The organism is Bacteroides sp. 3_2_5 (assembly GCF_000159855.2).
GTDB classification, from domain to species: Bacteria; Bacteroidota; Bacteroidia; order Bacteroidales; family Bacteroidaceae; genus Bacteroides; species Bacteroides fragilis.
In genome coordinates this window covers 96,129-114,479 of sequence record NZ_JH636043.1, presented here as the reverse complement: position 1 = coordinate 114,479, position 18,351 = coordinate 96,129, and the positions used below count along the sequence as shown (strand labels likewise).

The window sequence follows — 18,351 nt, the reverse complement described above, 5'->3', positions numbered from 1 at the left end:
TGAAAAGTTAGGCTGTATTCTTCTGTTAAGAATTTCTTTCTCCGGAGGCAGTTTCCCTGCCCCCTCCCAATGCCTGATACAAGGTGATGACTCCCTGGATTTCGGTAAAGCGGTTGGCCACCTGGGAGAGTTGCGCATTAAGCAGTGTCTGCTGTGCGGTGAGCACTTCCAGGTAAGTCGTGTTACCATGCTTCATCAGTAGTTGCGTGCTGCGTGCAGCATTCTCCAGAGAGGCTACCTGACGGTTGAAATAGGCCGATTTGTCTCGTGCCGTCTGATATTGTACCAGAGCATTGTTGACTTCACTTCCGGCATTGAGTAAGGTCTGCTCAAAGCTGAGGCGTGCCTCTTCCTGCTGCGCCTTGGCTATGCGGAGTTGGGCGATGTTTGCTCCGCGGTTAAACAAGGGCTGGGTAAGAGAGGCTACTGCTGTGGCAAGAAACTTACCGGGGTTGACAATCATGGCACCTGCCGAATTGGTCCATCCCGCACTGCCACTCAGTGTGATCGAGGGGTAAAAGGCGGAACGGGCAGCATTGGTAGTGTAGAATGCCTGTGCCAGCGACTGTTCGGCACTGCGTACGTCGGGCCGGTTGGAGAGTATCTGCAGGGGTACGCCTACCGATAGATTCTCCGGGAGCTGTTGGTCGGCCAGACGTCCGCGGGGGATACGGTGGGGGACATCCGCCAGCAGCAAAGAAAGGGCGTTCTCGGCTTGGTTGAGCTGTTCTTGCAGATCGAGCAGAGTCGTACATATATTATAATAGGTAGCTTCGGTTTGCGACAAGGCAGCTTCGGTCACCATTCCCGCTGCTTTCATGGCACGGGTGGTGGCGACGCTCTCTTTCCAGGCAGCTTCCGTAGCGGTGGAGATTTCGATCTGGGCGTCGAGCATCAACAAGGTAAAATAGTTGTTGGCCACGGCGGCAATCAGTTGGGTCTGCACCGCCTGTTCATAATCTCGGCTTTGGGCCACGACAGCTTGGGCACGACGTTTGGCATTGGTCAGCCGGCCAAAGATATCGATCTCCCAACTGGCACTGACGGGCAGTGAATAGGTCTGAGTAGCTTTTCCGCCATCGAAGCTGCTTGCCGTACCTTGCGGAGAAAGTGAAAAAGCCGGCAGATAGGAGAGGCGTGCGGAAAGCAAGGTAGCTTCAGCCTCTTTCACCCGTAAGTGGGCAGTGCGCAGATCGGTGTTGCGCACGAGGGCAGAGTCGATCAGTACGCGCAGATATGGGTCGGTGAAAACCTCCCGCCAGCTGAGGTTGCCGAAGTTGGCGGCAGTATCACTTCGTTGGATTTCCGGATCGGCGGAAGTCAACCCGGGGGTGTCTGTTCCTCCGTGTCCGTAAAGTCCGTCGGGAATCTCCGTGACGGGTTTGTATTTGGAGTAGATGCCGCAACTACTTAGGGCGAGGATAGCGGCAAGGGATATGATTAACTTTTTCATGCTTGTTTATTTATTTTAGAGGGCGATTCTTAGCTTCTTCTTTTTCGTGTTCACTCACTTCCTGCTCTGTCTGAATCTGCCAGTCATGACTTGGTTCTATCTGTACGGGACGTATCCGTTCCTGTAGCCATTGGAAGGCAATGAACAGCGATGGTACGATGAACAGCAGTGCCAGTGTACCGATGACCATGCCACCTACAGCACCTGTTCCCAGCGAGCGGTTACCGTTTGCACCTACGCCGCTGGCTACCATCAGCGGGAGCAGACCGAAGATCATGGTCAATGCCGTCATTAATATCGGGCGCAGGCGGGCTTTGGCGGCACTCAATGCGGAAGCAATCAGTCCCATGCCTGCCTTACGGCGTTCGGCGGCATATTCCGTCAGCAAGATGGCGGTTTTGGCAAGCAATCCGATGAGCATGATCAGTCCCGTTTGCAGGTAGATGTTATTCTCCAGCCCGAACATGCGTGCGAAGAGGAATGAACCCATCAGACCGCAGGGTACGCTCAGGAGGACGGCAAACGGGATCAGGAAGCTTTCGTAGAGTGCACTCAGGATCAGGTAGATCATCAGAAAACAGATACCGAAGATGATGGCCGTCGTACCGCTTTGCTGATTCTCTTCGCGGGTGATGCCTCCGTAATCGTATCCATAACCTTTGGGCAGGGAAGTGGAAGCTGTCTCCTGAACGGCACGGATGGCGTCACCCGTACTGTAACCATCGGCCGGCATGGCATTTACGGCAATAGAGTTGTACATATTGAAACGGCTCAGTGATTCGGCGCCATACGTACGGGTCAGTGTGAGGAATTGGCTGAGGGGAGCCATCTCTCCGTTAGACATGCGTACGAATGTATTGTTCAGTGACGCTTCGTCAAGCCGGTACTGCGGGTCGGACTGGATCATCACCTTGTACACCTTTGAGAATCGGTTGAAGTTGGACACATACTGTCCGCCATAGTATCCGGAAAGAGTACTCAATACCTGGTCCGGTGTGATACCGGCACGCTTGCATTTCGACGGATCGACTTCGACCAGCCACTGCGGATAGCGCACGTCGAATGTAGAGTAGGCCATGGCGATTTCCGGACGTTGGTTGAGGGCTCCCAGATACTGCTGTGTGGTCTGGAAGAATTCATTGACGTCTCCTCCGGTCTTATCCTGCATGTGAAGTTCAAGTGCGTTACCCATTCCGTAGCCCGGAATCATACCCGGTGAGATGGCGAATACACTGGCATCCTTGATGTCTGCCGTCCGTCCGTACACTTGTCCGATCACTGCCTGCACATCATCTTCTTTTCCGGGGCGTTCGTCCCATGGTTTCAGTTTCAAGATCAGCATACCGAAGGAGCTTCCTTGTCCGGCCAGCAATCCGTATCCTGCCACCTTTTGCACATGCTTCACTTGTGGAATCTGTTCCATGCGTTCCTCGATACGTTTCATTACATCGTCTGTCGTCCGTAGCGAACTGCCTGCGGCCGTACTGACGTTGACGAATACGACGCCCTGGTCTTCATCGGGCACAAGACTGGTTTTTGTTGTATTCATCAGTACTACCAGTAAGGCGATGGAAGCTATCAGGAGTGATCCTGTCAGCCACCGGCGCTTGATGAAGAAGAGAACGATGCCTTTGTATTTTTCTACCACAACATCGAAAGCTGCATTGAATGCTTTACGGAAACGGGCGGCGAAGTTCTGTTTCTGGGTACCGTCTTCATTGATGTACGGTTTCAGTAGCAGGGCGCAAAGTGCCGGACTCAGTGTCAGGGCGTTTACTGCCGAGATACCTACCGCAACGGCCATTGTCAGTCCGAATTGAGTATAGAACGTACCCGATGTGCCGGACATGAACGATACGGGGATAAAAACTGCCATGAACACCAATGAGGAGGTGATGACGGCATTGCTGATTCCTTTCATGGCATCGATACTTGCCATATAGGATGATTTGTATCCCACGTCAAACCGTGCTTGCACGGCTTCGACCACCACAATGGCATCGTCCACTACCGTACCGATGACCAGTACCAGGGCAAACAACGTAATCAGGTTGATACTGAATCCGGCTATCGCCATGAAAGCGAACGTACCGATAAGTGATACAATGATCCCCACCAGTGGAATCAGTGTTGAGCGGATATCCTGCAAAAAGACATACACGACAAGGATAACCAACAGAATGGCTTCCAACAGTGTCTTCACCACTTCGTGGATGGAGGCATACAGGAAGTCGTTGGACGACATCAGTTGTGTCAGTTCCACTCCTTGGGGAAGTTCTTTCCTTGCCTCTTCAAGGAATCGGTTGATTTGGTTGTTCACCTCTGTGGCATTGGAGCCGGCTGTCTGGAAGAGCATACACGAGACACCGTTGTGCCCGTCCGTCGTACCACTGTAAGCATAACTTTCCTGTCCCAGTTCGATTGTGGCGATATCTTTTAGTTTCAGCACCTGTCCGTCGTCGGTGGAACGGATCACGATCTCACCGAATTCTTCCGGTGTGATTCGGCGTCCTTTGTATTTCATGGTATATTGATACGTTTCATCGGAATTTTCACCGAATGATCCGGTGGCCGACTCAATGTTCTGTTCCGCCAGGACAGTCGATACGTCCGAAGGGATCAGCCGGTATTGTGCCATTACGTCCGGTTTCATCCAGATACGCAAGCTATAATCTCCTCCCATAATCATCATGTCTCCGACGCCCGAGATACGGAGAATCTCAGGTTTGAGGTTGATGCTGATATAGTTGGCCAGGAAGGCTTCGTCGTACGAGTCGTCCGGGCTGTGGAGCGAGAACATTTGCAGGATACTCGTCTGCCGCTTCGAAGTGGTGACACCTACTTGGTTTACCTCCGAGGGGAGCTGTCCGGTAGCTTTGGAAACTCGGTTCTGTACATTCACCGCCGCCATGTCCGGGTCAGTCCCCTGTTTAAAGTAGACGGTGATAGAGACTGTTCCGGCATTGGTAGCGCTGGAGGTCATGTAGGTCATGTCTTCCACACCGTTGATGGCCTCTTCGAGTGGTGCGATAACACTCTTTTGCAGAGTTTCTGCGCTGGCACCGAAGTAACTGGTGCTCACCATGATGGTGGGCGGGGCAATGTCCGGATATTGTTCTACGGGTAGCGTAAACAATCCGATAATCCCGACCACGACAATGGTTATGGATATAACAGCCGATAGGACAGGCCGTTCAATGAAAGTTCGTAAATTCATAATATTCTTGTTAGTAATACGTTTAATAAGTGGATATTAAAAGCCGGCTTACTTGGATGGGCGGCTGTGGCAGTTCGGTTCATCATTCACCATTTATTGTTTTTATCTCTGTTCCTTCGCGAAGCAATCCTACACCTTCTGCCACAATTACGTCGCCGGGCTGCAAACCGCTCTCCACAATGTACTCCTGCCCGCCGTTCACACGTGTCACCTGTACCGGAGCGGATTGCGCTTTTCCGTCCACAACCTTATATGCAAATACTTTATCCTGTACCTCAAATGTGGCAGCTTGCGGAATGACCAATGCACCCGCTTTTTCTGTCGGTACAATCACATTGCCCGCGCCGCCGCTGTGCAACAATCCTTCCCGGTTGGGAAATACTGCCCGCAGGCTGACTGTTCCGGTGTTCCGGTCTATCACTCCGCTGATTGTCTCGATTCGTCCTTGTTGCGGATAGTCCGATCGGTCATTCAGTTGGAGGCCGATTTCCGGCATTTGTTTCAGTGCTTCTTCCTTCGATCCGTAGCGTCGGATCAGTCCTAAGAGTTGGTTTTCCGTCATCGAGAAGTAGACGTACATGTCCGAGTTGTCCGAAACGGTAGTCAGCGGTTCAGGCAGACTGGCACTCACCAACGTTCCTACCCGATAGGGCAGTGTTCCCACCACTCCGTCCGCCGGACTTTTTACCAATGTGTACGATAAGTTGTTCCGGGCGTTCACCTCCTGAGCCTTCATCTGTGCCAATTGCGCTTGTGCTGCCAAAAGAGAGTTTTTGGCCGTACTCAGGTCGAAGGCCGAAACCACATTCTGCTTATATAATTCCTGTTTGCTGTCATACGTCAGTTGTGCTGTAGCCAGTGAGGCTTTGGCTGCTTCCACGTTTGCCAATGCTGTCTGCAGGGCAGCTTCGTAAGGCACTTGGTCGATGATGAACAACGACTGTCCCCGTTTTACCCGTTCTCCTTCGCTGACACACACCTGTGTCAGTGTACCGCTCACTTGCGGATAGATTTCGATGTCTTGGCGTCCGCGTATTGTTGCCGAGTACGTACTCGATAGCGTCCGGTCGGTAGGCGCAAGGGTTATTACTTTGTATCCCGATTCTACAGTTGCCTGCGGTGCTTGCTTGCATCCGGTGGCGGCCAAACAGCAGGCGAATAATATAGCCTGCTTTACTTTACTAACCTTTTCAATCATAATTCCTATTTAATTTTGTCGTGGCAAAGGTAGAGCGTTTTCACTGTCGACTGCTTTTCATACCCGCCCCAGTATTGTTCATTATCGGAACAGTATGCGGGCTAATTCACTAAAAAGACCTATTTTTGTAGGCAAAATAAAGAACATGATATGGAAAAAAGAAACCCGCTTACCCTCACGCTCGACCAGCCGTTTGTGGCAGGGACCGATGATTTTTCTCCCTTTTACAACCGTTTGCATAAACTCAATTGTGCCATTATCCTTTATTGCCGTGCCGGCCGTGGTACAATGGCCATCGATCTGAAGAAATACGAGATAACGGTAAATACCCAGGTTGTACTCCTTCCGGGTGCTGTTATCAGCCTTGATGAGAAGAGCGATGATTTTCGGGTCTCCTTTTTCGCTTCACATATTGAAATGTTTCGTGAGGCTTGTATCCGTTTTGAACCCTCCTTTTTTCATTTTATAAAAGAGAAGCCCTGTTATACACTTCCTTCCGAATTTACCGCCCCCATAAACGGTCTCCTGCATGCTACGTCTGCTATTTATGCCGATACCGATCATCGTTTCCGCAACCAGATAGCGCGCAATCACCTGCAAAGTTTCCTGCTTGATGTATACGACAAAGTACACCGCCTTTTCACCCATAAAGAGATTGAGGGCGGCAGTCGTCCGAACGAACTTTTTCATAAGTTCGTTGCTCTGGTGCACGAATATTGCTGTTCGCAACGGGATGTCGTTTTCTATGCAGGCAAACTCTGTATTTCTACTAAGTACCTGACGAGCATCTGTCGTTCGCTGACAGGTCATTCGGCCAAAAAAGTGATTGATGATTTTACGGCACTTGAAATAAAGGTACTCCTCCAATCGACCGATCTCAGTATTCAGGAGATAGCAGACAGGCTGAATTTTCCCGACCAGTCGTATCTGGGTAGGTATTTTAAGCGACACGAAGGGGTTTCGCCGATGGAGTACAGGGCGGAATTGGCAGGATAAGGTTTCTGTCAGGTCAAGCTGGCATTATGTGTACCATATCTCGTTAAACACGGGTCTTTTCAGAGACTCTTTCGATGTTGTTTTCCAAGCATGCGGAGTGGTTTCCCCACATCCTTTTTCCACGAATGACTGCTCTAACAGAGTCGATTCCAAGATAACCTTCCGGTCCGGTGCGCTGTTGATAATAACTTCGGAATGGTTGAAGTTGAGTTTCTGTGAAGCTTTCATTCCTGGGAATGCTTTCATTTCTTGTGACATAGGCGGTTGTTTTTTGTATGTTGATGTATAACACCGGAGGTATGAAAGTGTTTGCCAAGTAGTGTTGTTTCCTGTTAATTTAAAAGAAATATTCCGGATTCAGATTAAATTTATAAGAAAAGCCTAACGTAGGCCGATTTGTGTTACCTTTGCGGGAGAACTAAAATAAATCGGGCCATGTTCGTATTAATATTGACTTATAAAGCACCTATCGAAAAGGTGATCGAATTGCTGGAAGCACACTGTTGCTATCTGGATAAGTATTATGCTGCCGGAATCTTTCTTGCTTCCGGGCCGCAGGTGCCCCGGACGGGGGGAGTTATTCTTTGCCGTGCTCAGAGCCGTGCAGAAGTAGAAAAGATAATCGGTGAGGACCCTTTTAATGCTGTGGCAGACTATCGGGTGATAGAGTTTGAACCGAATAAGTCGGTAGAAGGATTCAAGGAACTTTTAAAAATAGGTTGATATGAAGATTGTGTTCAATAATATCCGTAGTTGAATGGACAGACATCAGGAGAATGTGATATTGTAAGAAGGTGGTTTACATGGCGTGCTTTCAGGAGTGAGTCTCCTCTTTATTGCCCCGATGTGATTAAAAACAAGCTTTTGAGAGGATTATTGAAAAAATCTCCCTTCCCCAGTCACATAATTAAAAAGAAAGATGTAATTTTGCATGCCAAAAAATAACTTATCTTATGGCAGTTTACGTAGAAGAAGTTTCAAGAACTTTCGGTGAATATCTACTTATTCCCGGTCTTACCACCAAACAGTGTGTACCCTCCAATGTCTCTTTGCGCACCCCGCTGGTGAAACATGCGGCAGGCACACAAGCAGCAATCGAATTGAACATCCCTTTCGTTTCGGCAATCATGCAATCGGTTTCCGGTCCCGAACTGGCCATCGAGTTGGCGCGTAACGGAGGACTCTCGTTTATCTTCGGTTCGCAACCCATCGCCAGTCAGGCGGAAATGGTGCGGAAAGTGAAGAAATTTAAAGCCGGTTTTGTGACCAGTGATTCGAATCTGACGCCGGAACATACGTTGGAAGACGTACTCCGCCTGTTGCGCCAGACCGGTCACTCTACTATCGGAATAACGGATGACGGTTCGCCAAACGGACATCTTCTGGGATTGGTAACCAGCCGTGACTATCGTATCTCCAGAGACCCGCTGGATAAAAAGATCAAAGACTTCATGACTCCTTTTGAGAAGCTGATTGTGGGTGAAGTGGGATTGACACTGAGCGAGGCCAACCAGATTATCTGGGATCATAAACTCAATACACTTCCTATTATCGACAAAGAAGGACGTCTGGCTTACTTTGTTTTCCGCAAGGACTACGACAGCCACAAGGAGAATCCGAACGAGGTGTCGAGTCCCGACAAGAAATTGTTGGTAGGTGCCGGTATCAATACCCGTGACTATCAGGAGCGTGTCCCTGCCTTGGTAGAAGCCGGAGTAGATGTGCTCTGTATCGATTCTTCGGATGGTTATTCGGAATGGCAGTATGAGACCCTGCAATGGATCAAGCAACAATATGGAGATAAAGTGCTGGTAGGTGCCGGCAATGTGGTAGATAAAGAAGGTTTCCTCTATCTGGCAGAGGCTGGTGCCGACTTTGTGAAGGTGGGTATCGGAGGTGGATCTATCTGTATCACCCGTGAGCAGAAAGGTATCGGACGCGGACAGGCGACTGCCCTGCAAGATGTGGCTCGTGCCCGCGATGAATATCAGGCACGGACGGGTATTTATGTACCTATTTGTAGTGATGGCGGATTGGTGCACGACTATCACATGGTGCTTGCCCTTGCCATGGGAGCCGATTTCCTGATGATGGGTCGTTATTTCGCACGTTTTGACGAATCGCCTACCAAGAAGCTCTGCATCAAGAACAACTACGTGAAAGAGTATTGGGGCGAAGGTTCAAATCGTGCCCAGAACTGGCAACGTTACGATATGGGTGGAAGTGAATCGCTTAAGTTTGAAGAAGGTGTAGACAGTTACGTGCCTTATGCCGGCAAGATGAAAGACAACCTGGCGGCCACTCTGAGTAAGATCAAGGCTACGATGTGCAGTTGCGGTGCTGTTACCATTCCCGATTTGCAACAAAATGCCAAGATCACGCTGGTTTCATCCACAAGTATCGTAGAGGGTGGTGCACACGATGTGATCCTGAAAGAAAAAGGATAATAACGGTCATTCCGTTTCTCGCAATAGCGAGTTAAGAATACGGATATACAGATAAATGTAGAACAGGCGGACTGATGCGGATTCCAGGTGGGGTACATACCCTCCGGAGGTCCGTTTCAATCCGCCTGTTCCGTATCAGATGTTCGCTGAACGCAAAATGTCGGTTGTTTTATTTCTCAACGATTGTTCCCGGAAGACAAAAATATTATCTTTTCGGATAAACAAACCTACTCAAAAGAATGAAACCTGTTTTGCATGCCTGAGTATAGTAAAAAAATACGGGAGAAGTCATGCTGCGTTGTTCTATAGCCGCTTGTGACTTTTCCCGTGTGTTTCCTCCAAATATTTTATAAATAATTTTGGGTAATCGAAAGTTGGTTTGCATAGCACTACTTTTCAATAAGTTATATCTTCGTTATGATGTTACTCCCTTGAATAAGGTTTTCACAACTTAGCACCATTTGACACTAGTTTGTATCTTGGGTACGATTTCTAAATGTAAAGATAGTGTGTCTCTTTATATTTCTTTGGTTGAGATTGCTTATTGGTAAAACTATTTACTTAGTATGTCTATGCATCTATTTAACATGACTTCATTGTTAATTATTACGATATGCAATTTTTTCCTAGTTCTAGTGATTATTTGATATAACATTTGTCTTTGTGAATAATAAGTATTATCAGCAATTAGATCTCCTTGGGAGTTGTACTTGAAAGATTCGTCTATGACTACTACAACATTATTGAATTCTTGACCAACTACAGAATGTGCGCTTTCTGTATCATTAGATAAATATGCCTCATAGTGGAAAAAAGAGCGTGTTCCTGGGGTATAATTAGGTGTTTTCCAACCTCTTTCCAATAATTCTTGCAATAATAACTTTGCTGAGTAACAATCTTTACAATATGTAAGCTCAATATTGGTATAGTCTATATTGGGTATATTCTTTTTGATATTGAAAAGTTGTCTTATAAAATATGCAATTTCTTTATTTGTTCTAATTTTATCTGTTAGCTTATAGGGAGTGCATAATAATTCTTTTTCAATCCTTTCTTTGGTATGATATTGTTTCTCATTGTCACGTAAATATTGTTTTTCATCGTATGAGAAGATACACTTTTTATTGAGAGTACGTACTTCTTTTATATATTTATCAAATTGATATGGATACATTCGTTGAGCTTCATCAATTATGATTAAGTCGAAATCTATCGTATTGGGAGCATACTTAGGCATATATATACTCCAATTATATTCGTCCATTAAAATTTGGTGGCCACTATTTAGTGGGGCACAATGTAGAATGAGTACTTTTTTACCTCTCTGGATAGTTTCTTTAGCTATGTGATAAGTTAATAATGTTTTACCTGTTCCTGCGCCCCCTGTTAAGGCTATGAAATTTGTTGCGGTGTCAGATAACTTTGTTTGAATTTCCTTATATATTTGTTCCTGCTGAACTGTCAGGAAATAGCCCTCTGACATAAATTTTTCCGGAGAATTGAAAGGAGAAACTAAATAATCAGATGGATTAAATAAATCATCGATATTATTAAATGTCACTACTTCTTGAGACATCAATATATTGCATAATTCATTAAAGGTTATTTCTTCTATTTCATCCCCATTATTTCTGATTACAAGTTTATACAGTTTATTTTCATTTGAAATGAAGGTATAAATATGAAGTGGCTTATCCAAAAAACTGAGGTAGTATTTATTCTTTTGTTGTTGTTTTAATATCTTCTCTATTGAACTCTCTGTTTTAATTTCTATATTGATAATATAGTTATGGCCAAACCTTAGTAAGTCAAATTCTTTTCCAATTTGTGGTATTGAATAACCTAAATAATATCTGTTAACAATAGAAATGTTATTATTTGCTTTTAGCAATTCATCCACAAAGGATTCTATACCATTAAGTTCGTAATTCTTTATTCCACTAGTTATTCCGTAACTATTCATAAGTTTTTGGAATAGAGTATTACTTAGTTTTCGATAAGCTTCTATGATAGATAGAATATTGATATTCCTCATAGTACGAATTTATAAAGATTAATTTTTACCTGATGTTTCATTATTTTTGTTGTTCCAATAATATCCACCATTTCTTTGAGCACCTTTGAATTCTATTAATTCCAATCTAACCAAAGAATTTAAATAGCGTTTAGCAGTAGGTACACTTTTCCCTATTAATTCTGCTATCTTAGACGAATTAAGTCCCGGATATTGCTTGATGATGTTTAGAACCTCCTGCTCTTTTGAGTTTACAGTATCATTTACGGTATCATTTACGGTATCATGATTGATACTGATACCCCTTTTGAATACTGCTGTAAATATCCCTTCCGTATGAAATTCTGGTTCGGGCAGATTAGCTTTCCGCATAGCTTCCCGCATACGAGGAATGCCGGATGCAACTCTTTCAACCAAGTGCATACGGGTAAATAAACCGAAAATTAACGGATTACGTGTCATGCTTTTATGCCCGAAATCTTTAGCTACAACGGGTAAAAGTCCTCCGGGATTGGAGATTTCTACTCTGTCATCAAACATTTCTATCATAATACTTGCGCCTTGTTCATAATAGTCACGATGTGACAGGGCGTTTATAATGGCTTCTTTAAATACGGTTAGAGGTATTTCCCAAATTTCCTCTCTCGGTCCTGCTCCCTCTATTTTATAGGCTACTTGCAGTTTACTTTCCAGCCAAGCCATAGCATATAAATATTGCTGGTATAGTGAACCTCCGAATGTTTTATCATCTATAATATAGACTTTGTTTGTTCCCTTGAAGAGAACACATCTTGTGACAGCGTGTGGAAACTTCCGTTCAGGTTGTTTGCCGAAGAACATTGCTGCACCGTTCTTTGCCGTTCCATTTTCAGTAAATAATTCCAAGTTCTCAAATATTTGTTTGCCGGGTGTGGACGGACTTAGTTTGGCTTCTGTTCGGAAATCCTTTATCATCTGTTCATCTGCATCCGTGTAGATATTGAACCAATAGCAGGGAATATGGTCGAAAAAGATTTTGTTACACTCCTGAAAGAAACTGCGCATTTCTTCGACTGTGCGGAGTTTCTGTGAGTTTGCTCCCTCACGTACATAGATAGAACCGGAAAATATATAAGGTTTATCCTTGCCGGACGGAACATCAATCACCCAAACTGTTTTATCTTCTATGCTTACCGGACACAATTCGCAATGAAGTGCCGGAGATATTTCGCTAATAGAGCCTTGAATGGCGGAACGCTTGTCGTTTTCTAAATTTGTACCTACGACTTGCCCATTGTCATCCACACCAATAAGCAAATATCCTCCATCTGCATTGGCGAAAGCACATATTTCTTCTGTCAGCTCGCGAACTTTAGAAGGAACACGAACCTTAAATTCCACATTGTAGCCCTCTCCACTATCAATGAGTGATTGTATATTTTCTGTATTCAGCATGAACTTTTGTAATAGTGGTACAAAAATAGTTATTTGTTGCGATTTTAAGTTGTTGGTTTTGCAATATATTTTGTCTATGGCTGTGGAATATCCACTCGAAGTCCTTCCCCTTAATTCACTGCATTTACTCTCTGTTAAATTTTTCCATTCTTCCATCCTGACAATTCCTATTTTCTTTCTATTCTCCCTATCAGTTATATCAGGTTCTACATTAAATTTCATTTATAAATATAACAATTCTTTTTTGTTTTTATATTTCCACAACGGCTCTTCGAAGAGACCAATGCGTATAGCCTGATGTATGATGCTGACCAGAACGGCATGAATTACTACTGTATAAGGGATTGTCTATGATAAATCTCTTGAAAATCTTTCAAAAAAGGAATAAAAGTTGCCGTATCTCCGGCTTGCCTATAAGTTTCCGGATTTGTAACGAACTGCTTCTCTGTAGTAATCTGTATTTATAGGTGGGTTTCAATTGGCCGTTTTTCATATGATCCTTTTTCATATGTATGAAGGTGACTCTTCTGATAAACGAGCCGGAAAAGGTACATTTTGATTGGAAGTTAACTCTTTAAATACTATCTTGGCCATTGCTATTCAGTTTTTTGCAATGGTAAGATAAGGCTTTTTACCGAAATAGACGATAGTACAAGGGGTTATCCCAAAAGTCGGATAGCCCCTTGTATCGTTTTTCTTTCTTTAAAAGTGATGTCTATAGGAAAAGCGTTTATCCCTACAGCAGGAAGTTAGTATACGCTTGCCCCTTTAATTACGATTTTCTCCAGTAGTTCTTGCATCTTTCCGATTACCGGTTCGGCTTCCAGCCCGTATTCGGCCGCCATCGTCCTCATCTGTGGGAACGTGGCCCATACGCTTCCGTTCTTGTCCTCCCAAACGGAGATCTTCAGCGGCAGTTCGATCGAGATACTCGGGTTGTCCTGCATCAGTTTTGTGCCAACTTTCGGTGAACCGAAAACGATGACCTGGTTGGGGCGGAGTTGTAATCCCACTTCTTCGGCGTTTTTCCCGTGATCGAACTTGGCAAAGACGGGAACGCCCATCGTGTGGAGGGTCTGCTCGATGCGCGTCATGGTTTCGGGCACGCTGAACTGGCTTTCATAAGTATAGAGCAGGTTGTCGTTGGCTCCCGTACCCATCTTATCACTGTCGAAAGCGGCTGCGATACGGCGTCCCAGATTTGTCAGGTCTACCCCCTCTTTATTGGCCAGTAGGGTAACGCACACTAGTTCCGAGGCGTCCGTAAATCGACTCAGGAAAGCCGAATGGCCCGATACGTTGCCTTTGATGTCCATCAGGCCGTTGTGGTTATAGAACTGCCATCCTGCCATGGCAGGTACTACCTTGCCGTTGGCCAGCCGGGTTGGCTTGTACACCATGTCACGGTTTTCGGGCTTTTCGATCAATGCACTTCCCGCCAGTCCGATGTCCCAGTGGCTCACATTCTCGGCTGATGCCCAGATGTCGGAGAATCCTTTCAGTGCCGTCGGGCTGACAGCCGGTGCGGCGACAAGGCGACCCTCTTTTTCCACATATCCGGTAGTCGTTTCTGAGGGATTGATGTAGTCTTTATCTTTTTTGAATGTCTGATGCACGTTGCCGGTGAGGGTCACGTCCTCCTGTTTTACTTTCGCCAGGTCTTTGCCGAAGAATGTCTGTTTCAGTCCCAGGTAGTCGATCTGATACTTTTTCACAAAGTCGTGATACGGCATCTTGCCGGTCTTTTCGATGATAGAAGTCAGTAGCAGAAAGTTTGTGGCGCTCTGTTTCACGTCTGTCCCCGGTTCGAAGGCGAGCGGAATGGCGGCTACCGTTTCGATCAGTTGTTCCGGGCGATAATCGGCCGATACATCGAATCCCTTTTCATTACGATAGTCCGCAATGCCCGAACTGTGTTGCATCAACTGAAGGATACTGATCGGTTTCCAGTTTTCGGGTATATCTTTCAGGTACTTGCCGATCGGGTCGTTCAGGTCTAGTTTTCCTTTTTCGTAGAGCTGCATCACTGCCACGGCTGCATATCCTTGTGAGATGGGACCGATGGGCCAAAGAGTCTTGGCAGCGGCAAGGTTTCCTTTTTCAAGGTCCGTCACTCCGTAGCCTGCTACACGCGGAATATAAGGTGCCTGTACGATGGCAAGTGTCATGCCCGGTATTCCCTGTTCTTCCATAAAATCGTAAATCATTTGGTCGATGGCTTTGCCTTGGTAGGCAACATGTACGTTTCCTCTGCCGGCTTGCGGTAGTTGGTTCTCATACTTCTTCATAATGGTTCCTCCGTTCTGTGCCGATATCGTTGCCGATGTCAGCAGTGCGACTAAAATTAATAAATTCTTTTTCATAACGTTTTGGGTCTTCTTTTAGTTGTCTCAATCTGATGTTGCAAAGATAGGCGGCTTTTAATTCACGGGAAATAGCGATATCACATATTGAATAGGCAATTATTCCCGAATACAAAAAAGAACTCTCGGGAGTTACTGTCTAATGGTTTATAACATAAGTGTTTTATATATAAATAGGTGTTCCTGCTCCGGCTTCCTTCCTATACCGGTCCCTTTCCGGGATGAAAATAGATGCTTTTGTGTAATCGGGAAGAATTGCCAAATTATCCGGTTGAATGGCCATTTCCCGTACCGTACCGAATACCGACCTTTGCAAAGTCGAAAAAAACGGAGGCTGCCCGATACGGCAGCACCCGGGTTGAAAATGAATATAAACATCTAAAAACAGAAAAAGATTATGGAAGGTATCAATACCCCGTTCGTTATTGACGAACATACAGCGATTGTAATGACAGACCCACAAAACGATTTCCTGAGTGAGAACGGTTTAGGTTGGGGAGCTTTTGGAGAGAATATACAGAAGAACGGTACGGTAGAGAACCTCCGCCGCATCTTTGAGGTAGCGGCAGCGAAAGGTATGCTGGTATTCATCTCTCCACACTATTATTACAAACACGATCACCAATGGCTTTTTGAGGGGCCTATCGAGAAACTGATGCATGACACGGGTATGTTTGAGCGCCGGGGACAACTGACCGGTGAGGGATTTGAAGGTTCGGGTGCCGACTGGCTGGATCTCTACAAGCCTTATATCAACGAAGGCACGAATATCATCGTTACAGCTCCGCACAAACTTTACGGTCCGGAAAACAATGATCTGATTCTGCAACTCCGTAAGCGCGGGGTCAATAAAGTAGTGGTGTGCGGCATGTCCGGCAATCTCTGTGCAGAATCCCATTTGCGCGAGTTGCAGGAACGGGGATTTGAGGCAGCGGTGGTGTTTGATGCTACGGCTTCTGCCAAGCTTCCGGGGATGGATGCCGATACGGCAGCGTTTATCAACTTCACGTTGTTGGCGGAAAAGGTGTATACAACGGATGAATTTGTAAACGAGATGCGGCAGCGATAAGTGAAAGCGTTTTTTTAAAGTAGTCAGGTTAAAAAAAGAGAGAGGAGGTGTTGAAACTGGTATTCACCCTCCTCTCTCTTATGATTACTCCATCCGCCAGCTGTTTAAAGCGGCATGTTTCCGTGCTTCTTGGGCGGATTGGTCTGCATCTTGTTCTCTGTCATCTCCAATGCCTGTATCAGGCGTTTGCGGGTCTGCTTCGGCAGGATGATTTCGTCAATGAATCCCAGTTCGGCAGCCTGATAGGGGGTGGCAAACTTCTCTTTGTAGGCATTCAGCTCTTGGGCTTTCGTCTCTGCGTCTGCCTTGCGGAACAGAATGTTCACCGCACCTTCGGCACCCATTACAGCGATCTCTGCACTCGGATAGGCAAAGTTCACGTCTGCTCCCGTCTGTTTGGAGTTCATTACGATGTAAGCACCGCCGTAAGCCTTCCGGGTGATTACGGTCAACTTGGGTACTGTTGCTTCAGCAAAAGCATACACAATTTTGGCTCCGTGGCGGATGATGCCGTTGTTCTCTTGGGTGTACCCCGGCAGGAAACCCGGTACGTCTTCGAATGTAATCAGCGGAATGTTGAAGCAGTCGCAGAAGCGGATGAAGCGGCTTGCTTTATCGCTGGCGTCGATGTCGAGCACTCCGGCCAGATAAGCCGGTTGGTTAGCTACGATGCCTACCGAGCGTCCGCCCATGCGTGCAAAACCGATAATAATGTTCTTGGCAAAGTTCTGCATCACCTCAAAGAAATAGCCTCCATCGACTACTCTTTCGATGATCTCCTTCATGTCATACGGTACGTTGGGGTCGGCAGGGACAATGCTGTTCAGTGAGGCGTCTTCACGGTTGACGTCGTCGGTGCAATTCTGCTTGCGTGCCTCGTCCATGTTGTTTTGCGGGAGGAATGAGAGGAGCTCGCGGATCGACATCAACAGCTCTTCTTCGGTGTTGGCCATGAAGTGTGTCACACCGCTCTTGCTGCTGTGTGTCATGGCGCCGCCCAGCTCTTCTTTGCTGACTTCTTCGTGGATCACCGTTTTCACGACGTCCGGCCCGGTAACGAACATGTGGCTTTTCTCTTTCACCATAAAGATGAAATCCGTCAGTGCGGGAGAGTAGCAGGCTCCTCCGGCACAAGGACCCAGAATGGCCGAGATCTGGGGAATCACTCCGCTTGCCATCGTATTCTGGTAGAAGATGTCAGCGTAACCCGACAAGCTTTCGATTCCCTCCTGGATACGTGCACCGCCCGAATCGTTCAGTGCAATGATCGGGGCACCGTTCTTTAAAGCCAGTTGCTGCACCTTGACTATCTTCTTGGCATTCGATGCCGATAGCGAACCGCCGTAAACGGTGAAGTCATAGGCATAGACAAATACTTGCCGTCCGTCGATCTTTCCGTAACCCGACACGACGCCGTCTCCCGGAATCTTGTTCCGGTCCATGCCGTAGTTGGTGCAACGGTGCACCATCAGCTTGTCCAGCTCTACAAATGTACCCTTATCCAGCAACATGTCGATGCGTTCGCGGGCGGTCATTTTTCCGCTTTCGTGCTGTATATCAATCTTGGCTGCGCCTCCACCCAGAGAAGCGATGCGATCACGTTCGGCGAACGTGGCATAAGCTTTATTTATATCTTCCATTGTTATTCTTGCTTTAATTTTATTCTAACGTTATCAGCGTCTGCTCTCCGGCAATGTTATCGCCCTCCTGCACCAAAATCTCTTTAATCCGGCAGTCCGAAGTCACCTTGTAGTTGCTCTGCATCTTCATGGCTTCGATGACGATGACCGTTTCTCCGGCCTTCATCTCTTGTCCCACACTGACGGGGATTTTCACCACCTTGCCCGGCATGGGCGAAGTGATACGGTCGTTCTGCTCCTCTTCACCTTTCTTGCGCATGCGCAGGTATTTCGCCTGGCTGTCTATAATCTCGACATTGAAGCTGCTGTAGTGTGTATTCACTTTGTAGCTCTTTCCGTTCTCTTTGCGAATCAGTTGGGCGTTGGAGCTGCGTCCGTCCATCAGGATGTTGCAATTCCCGTTCTCTGCCATGACAACGTCCGCTTCGAACGTTTTTCCGTCGATGGTGAGAACCACTTTGTTGTCTTCCTTGCTGACCAATTCTATTTCGGCCACGCGATTTCCTATATGTATTTCCAT

General features: G+C 46.5%; 13 protein-coding genes. 4 read left to right on the top strand and 9 right to left on the bottom strand.

Going from position 1 to position 18,351, the window contains the following annotated elements; all coding sequences use genetic code 11:
• Positions 1–25: 25 nt before the first annotated feature.
• The 3 genes from BSHG_RS19475 to BSHG_RS19485 all read right to left on the bottom strand — a co-directional run bounded on the left by BSHG_RS19475 (position 26) and on the right by BSHG_RS19485 (position 5,868).
• The gene (locus tag BSHG_RS19475; protein WP_005790315.1) at positions 26–1,453 is read right to left on the bottom strand and encodes a TolC family protein; all 1,428 of its coding nucleotides are present in this window, start codon (positions 1,451–1,453) and stop codon (positions 26–28) included.
• A gap of 10 nt (positions 1,454–1,463) precedes the next feature.
• Positions 1,464–4,670, bottom strand: a complete 3,207-nt coding sequence (locus BSHG_RS19480; RefSeq protein WP_008657247.1) for an efflux RND transporter permease subunit — start codon at positions 4,668–4,670, stop codon at positions 1,464–1,466.
• Between the two features lie 82 nt (positions 4,671–4,752).
• Positions 4,753–5,868 (bottom strand): efflux RND transporter periplasmic adaptor subunit, encoded by a 1,116-nt coding sequence (locus BSHG_RS19485; protein ID WP_005802509.1) that lies wholly within the window; start codon positions 5,866–5,868, stop codon positions 4,753–4,755.
• A 150-nt stretch (positions 5,869–6,018) separates the two neighbouring features.
• Here BSHG_RS19485 and BSHG_RS19490 point away from each other — a divergent pair, with 150 nt between their 5' ends.
• Positions 6,019–6,864, top strand: a complete 846-nt coding sequence (locus BSHG_RS19490) for an AraC family transcriptional regulator (protein WP_005802510.1) — start codon at positions 6,019–6,021, stop codon at positions 6,862–6,864.
• A gap of 24 nt (positions 6,865–6,888) precedes the next feature.
• Here the strand turns inward: BSHG_RS19490 and BSHG_RS19495 are convergent, their stop codons facing one another.
• Positions 6,889–7,122, bottom strand: a complete 234-nt coding sequence (locus tag BSHG_RS19495; RefSeq protein ID WP_005790304.1) for a hypothetical protein — start codon at positions 7,120–7,122, stop codon at positions 6,889–6,891.
• Positions 7,123–7,299: 177 nt separating this feature from the next.
• Between BSHG_RS19495 and BSHG_RS19500 the strand changes: the two genes are divergently transcribed.
• Together BSHG_RS19500 and BSHG_RS19505 are read left to right on the top strand one after the other, a co-directional pair.
• Positions 7,300–7,587 (top strand): YciI family protein, encoded by a 288-nt coding sequence (locus BSHG_RS19500; RefSeq protein WP_005790301.1) that lies wholly within the window; start codon positions 7,300–7,302, stop codon positions 7,585–7,587.
• A 230-nt stretch (positions 7,588–7,817) separates the two neighbouring features.
• A complete protein-coding gene (locus BSHG_RS19505) occupies positions 7,818–9,311 on the top strand; it encodes an IMP dehydrogenase (protein ID WP_005790298.1) in 1,494 nt (497 codons plus the stop codon).
• Positions 9,312–9,864: 553 nt separating this feature from the next.
• Here the strand turns inward: BSHG_RS19505 and BSHG_RS19510 are convergent.
• The 3 genes from BSHG_RS19510 to BSHG_RS19520 all read right to left on the bottom strand — a co-directional run bounded on the left by BSHG_RS19510 (position 9,865) and on the right by BSHG_RS19520 (position 15,122).
• Positions 9,865–11,274 (bottom strand): DNA/RNA helicase domain-containing protein, encoded by a 1,410-nt coding sequence (locus tag BSHG_RS19510; protein WP_225550901.1) that lies wholly within the window; start codon positions 11,272–11,274, stop codon positions 9,865–9,867.
• 90 nt (positions 11,275–11,364) lie between these two features.
• Positions 11,365–12,759: a helix-turn-helix domain-containing protein gene (locus BSHG_RS19515; protein ID WP_032497305.1), complete on the bottom strand. Its 1,395-nt coding sequence runs from the start codon at positions 12,757–12,759 to the stop codon at positions 11,365–11,367.
• Positions 12,760–13,508: 749 nt separating this feature from the next.
• A complete protein-coding gene (locus BSHG_RS19520) occupies positions 13,509–15,122 on the bottom strand; it encodes a serine hydrolase (RefSeq protein WP_008657241.1) in 1,614 nt (537 codons plus the stop codon).
• A 397-nt stretch (positions 15,123–15,519) separates the two neighbouring features.
• Between BSHG_RS19520 and BSHG_RS19525 the strand changes: the two genes are divergently transcribed.
• Positions 15,520–16,191, top strand: coding sequence for a cysteine hydrolase (locus tag BSHG_RS19525; RefSeq protein ID WP_005797789.1), 672 nt, complete (start codon positions 15,520–15,522; stop codon positions 16,189–16,191).
• 104 nt (positions 16,192–16,295) lie between these two features.
• Here the strand turns inward: BSHG_RS19525 and BSHG_RS19530 are convergent, their stop codons facing one another.
• Positions 16,296–17,831, bottom strand: a complete 1,536-nt coding sequence (locus BSHG_RS19530; RefSeq protein ID WP_005790286.1) for an acyl-CoA carboxylase subunit beta — start codon at positions 17,829–17,831, stop codon at positions 16,296–16,298.
• A 19-nt stretch (positions 17,832–17,850) separates the two neighbouring features.
• Positions 17,851–18,351 (bottom strand): acetyl-CoA carboxylase biotin carboxyl carrier protein subunit, encoded by a 501-nt coding sequence (locus BSHG_RS19535; RefSeq protein ID WP_005790282.1) that lies wholly within the window; start codon positions 18,349–18,351, stop codon positions 17,851–17,853.

What these genes read in the sequence shown, in the direction of transcription:
- BSHG_RS19475 (WP_005790315.1), bottom strand. Translation starts at nt 1,453, where the DNA reads ATGAAAAAGTTAATCATATCCCTTGCCGCTATCCTCGCCCTAAGTAGT.
- BSHG_RS19480 (WP_008657247.1), bottom strand. Translation starts at nt 4,670, where the DNA reads ATGAATTTACGAACTTTCATTGAACGGCCTGTCCTATCGGCTGTTATA.
- BSHG_RS19485 (WP_005802509.1), bottom strand. Translation starts at nt 5,868, where the DNA reads ATGATTGAAAAGGTTAGTAAAGTAAAGCAGGCTATATTATTCGCCTGC.
- BSHG_RS19490 (WP_005802510.1), top strand. Translation starts at nt 6,019, where the DNA reads ATGGAAAAAAGAAACCCGCTTACCCTCACGCTCGACCAGCCGTTTGTG.
- BSHG_RS19495 (WP_005790304.1), bottom strand. Translation starts at nt 7,122, where the DNA reads ATGTCACAAGAAATGAAAGCATTCCCAGGAATGAAAGCTTCACAGAAA.
- BSHG_RS19500 (WP_005790301.1), top strand. Translation starts at nt 7,300, where the DNA reads ATGTTCGTATTAATATTGACTTATAAAGCACCTATCGAAAAGGTGATC.
- BSHG_RS19505 (WP_005790298.1), top strand. Translation starts at nt 7,818, where the DNA reads ATGGCAGTTTACGTAGAAGAAGTTTCAAGAACTTTCGGTGAATATCTA.
- BSHG_RS19510 (WP_225550901.1), bottom strand. Translation starts at nt 11,274, where the DNA reads ATGAATAGTTACGGAATAACTAGTGGAATAAAGAATTACGAACTTAAT.
- BSHG_RS19515 (WP_032497305.1), bottom strand. Translation starts at nt 12,759, where the DNA reads ATGCTGAATACAGAAAATATACAATCACTCATTGATAGTGGAGAGGGC.
- BSHG_RS19520 (WP_008657241.1), bottom strand. Translation starts at nt 15,122, where the DNA reads ATGAAAAAGAATTTATTAATTTTAGTCGCACTGCTGACATCGGCAACG.
- BSHG_RS19525 (WP_005797789.1), top strand. Translation starts at nt 15,520, where the DNA reads ATGGAAGGTATCAATACCCCGTTCGTTATTGACGAACATACAGCGATT.
- BSHG_RS19530 (WP_005790286.1), bottom strand. Translation starts at nt 17,831, where the DNA reads ATGGAAGATATAAATAAAGCTTATGCCACGTTCGCCGAACGTGATCGC.
- BSHG_RS19535 (WP_005790282.1), bottom strand. Translation starts at nt 18,351, where the DNA reads ATGGAAATACATATAGGAAATCGCGTGGCCGAAATAGAATTGGTCAGC.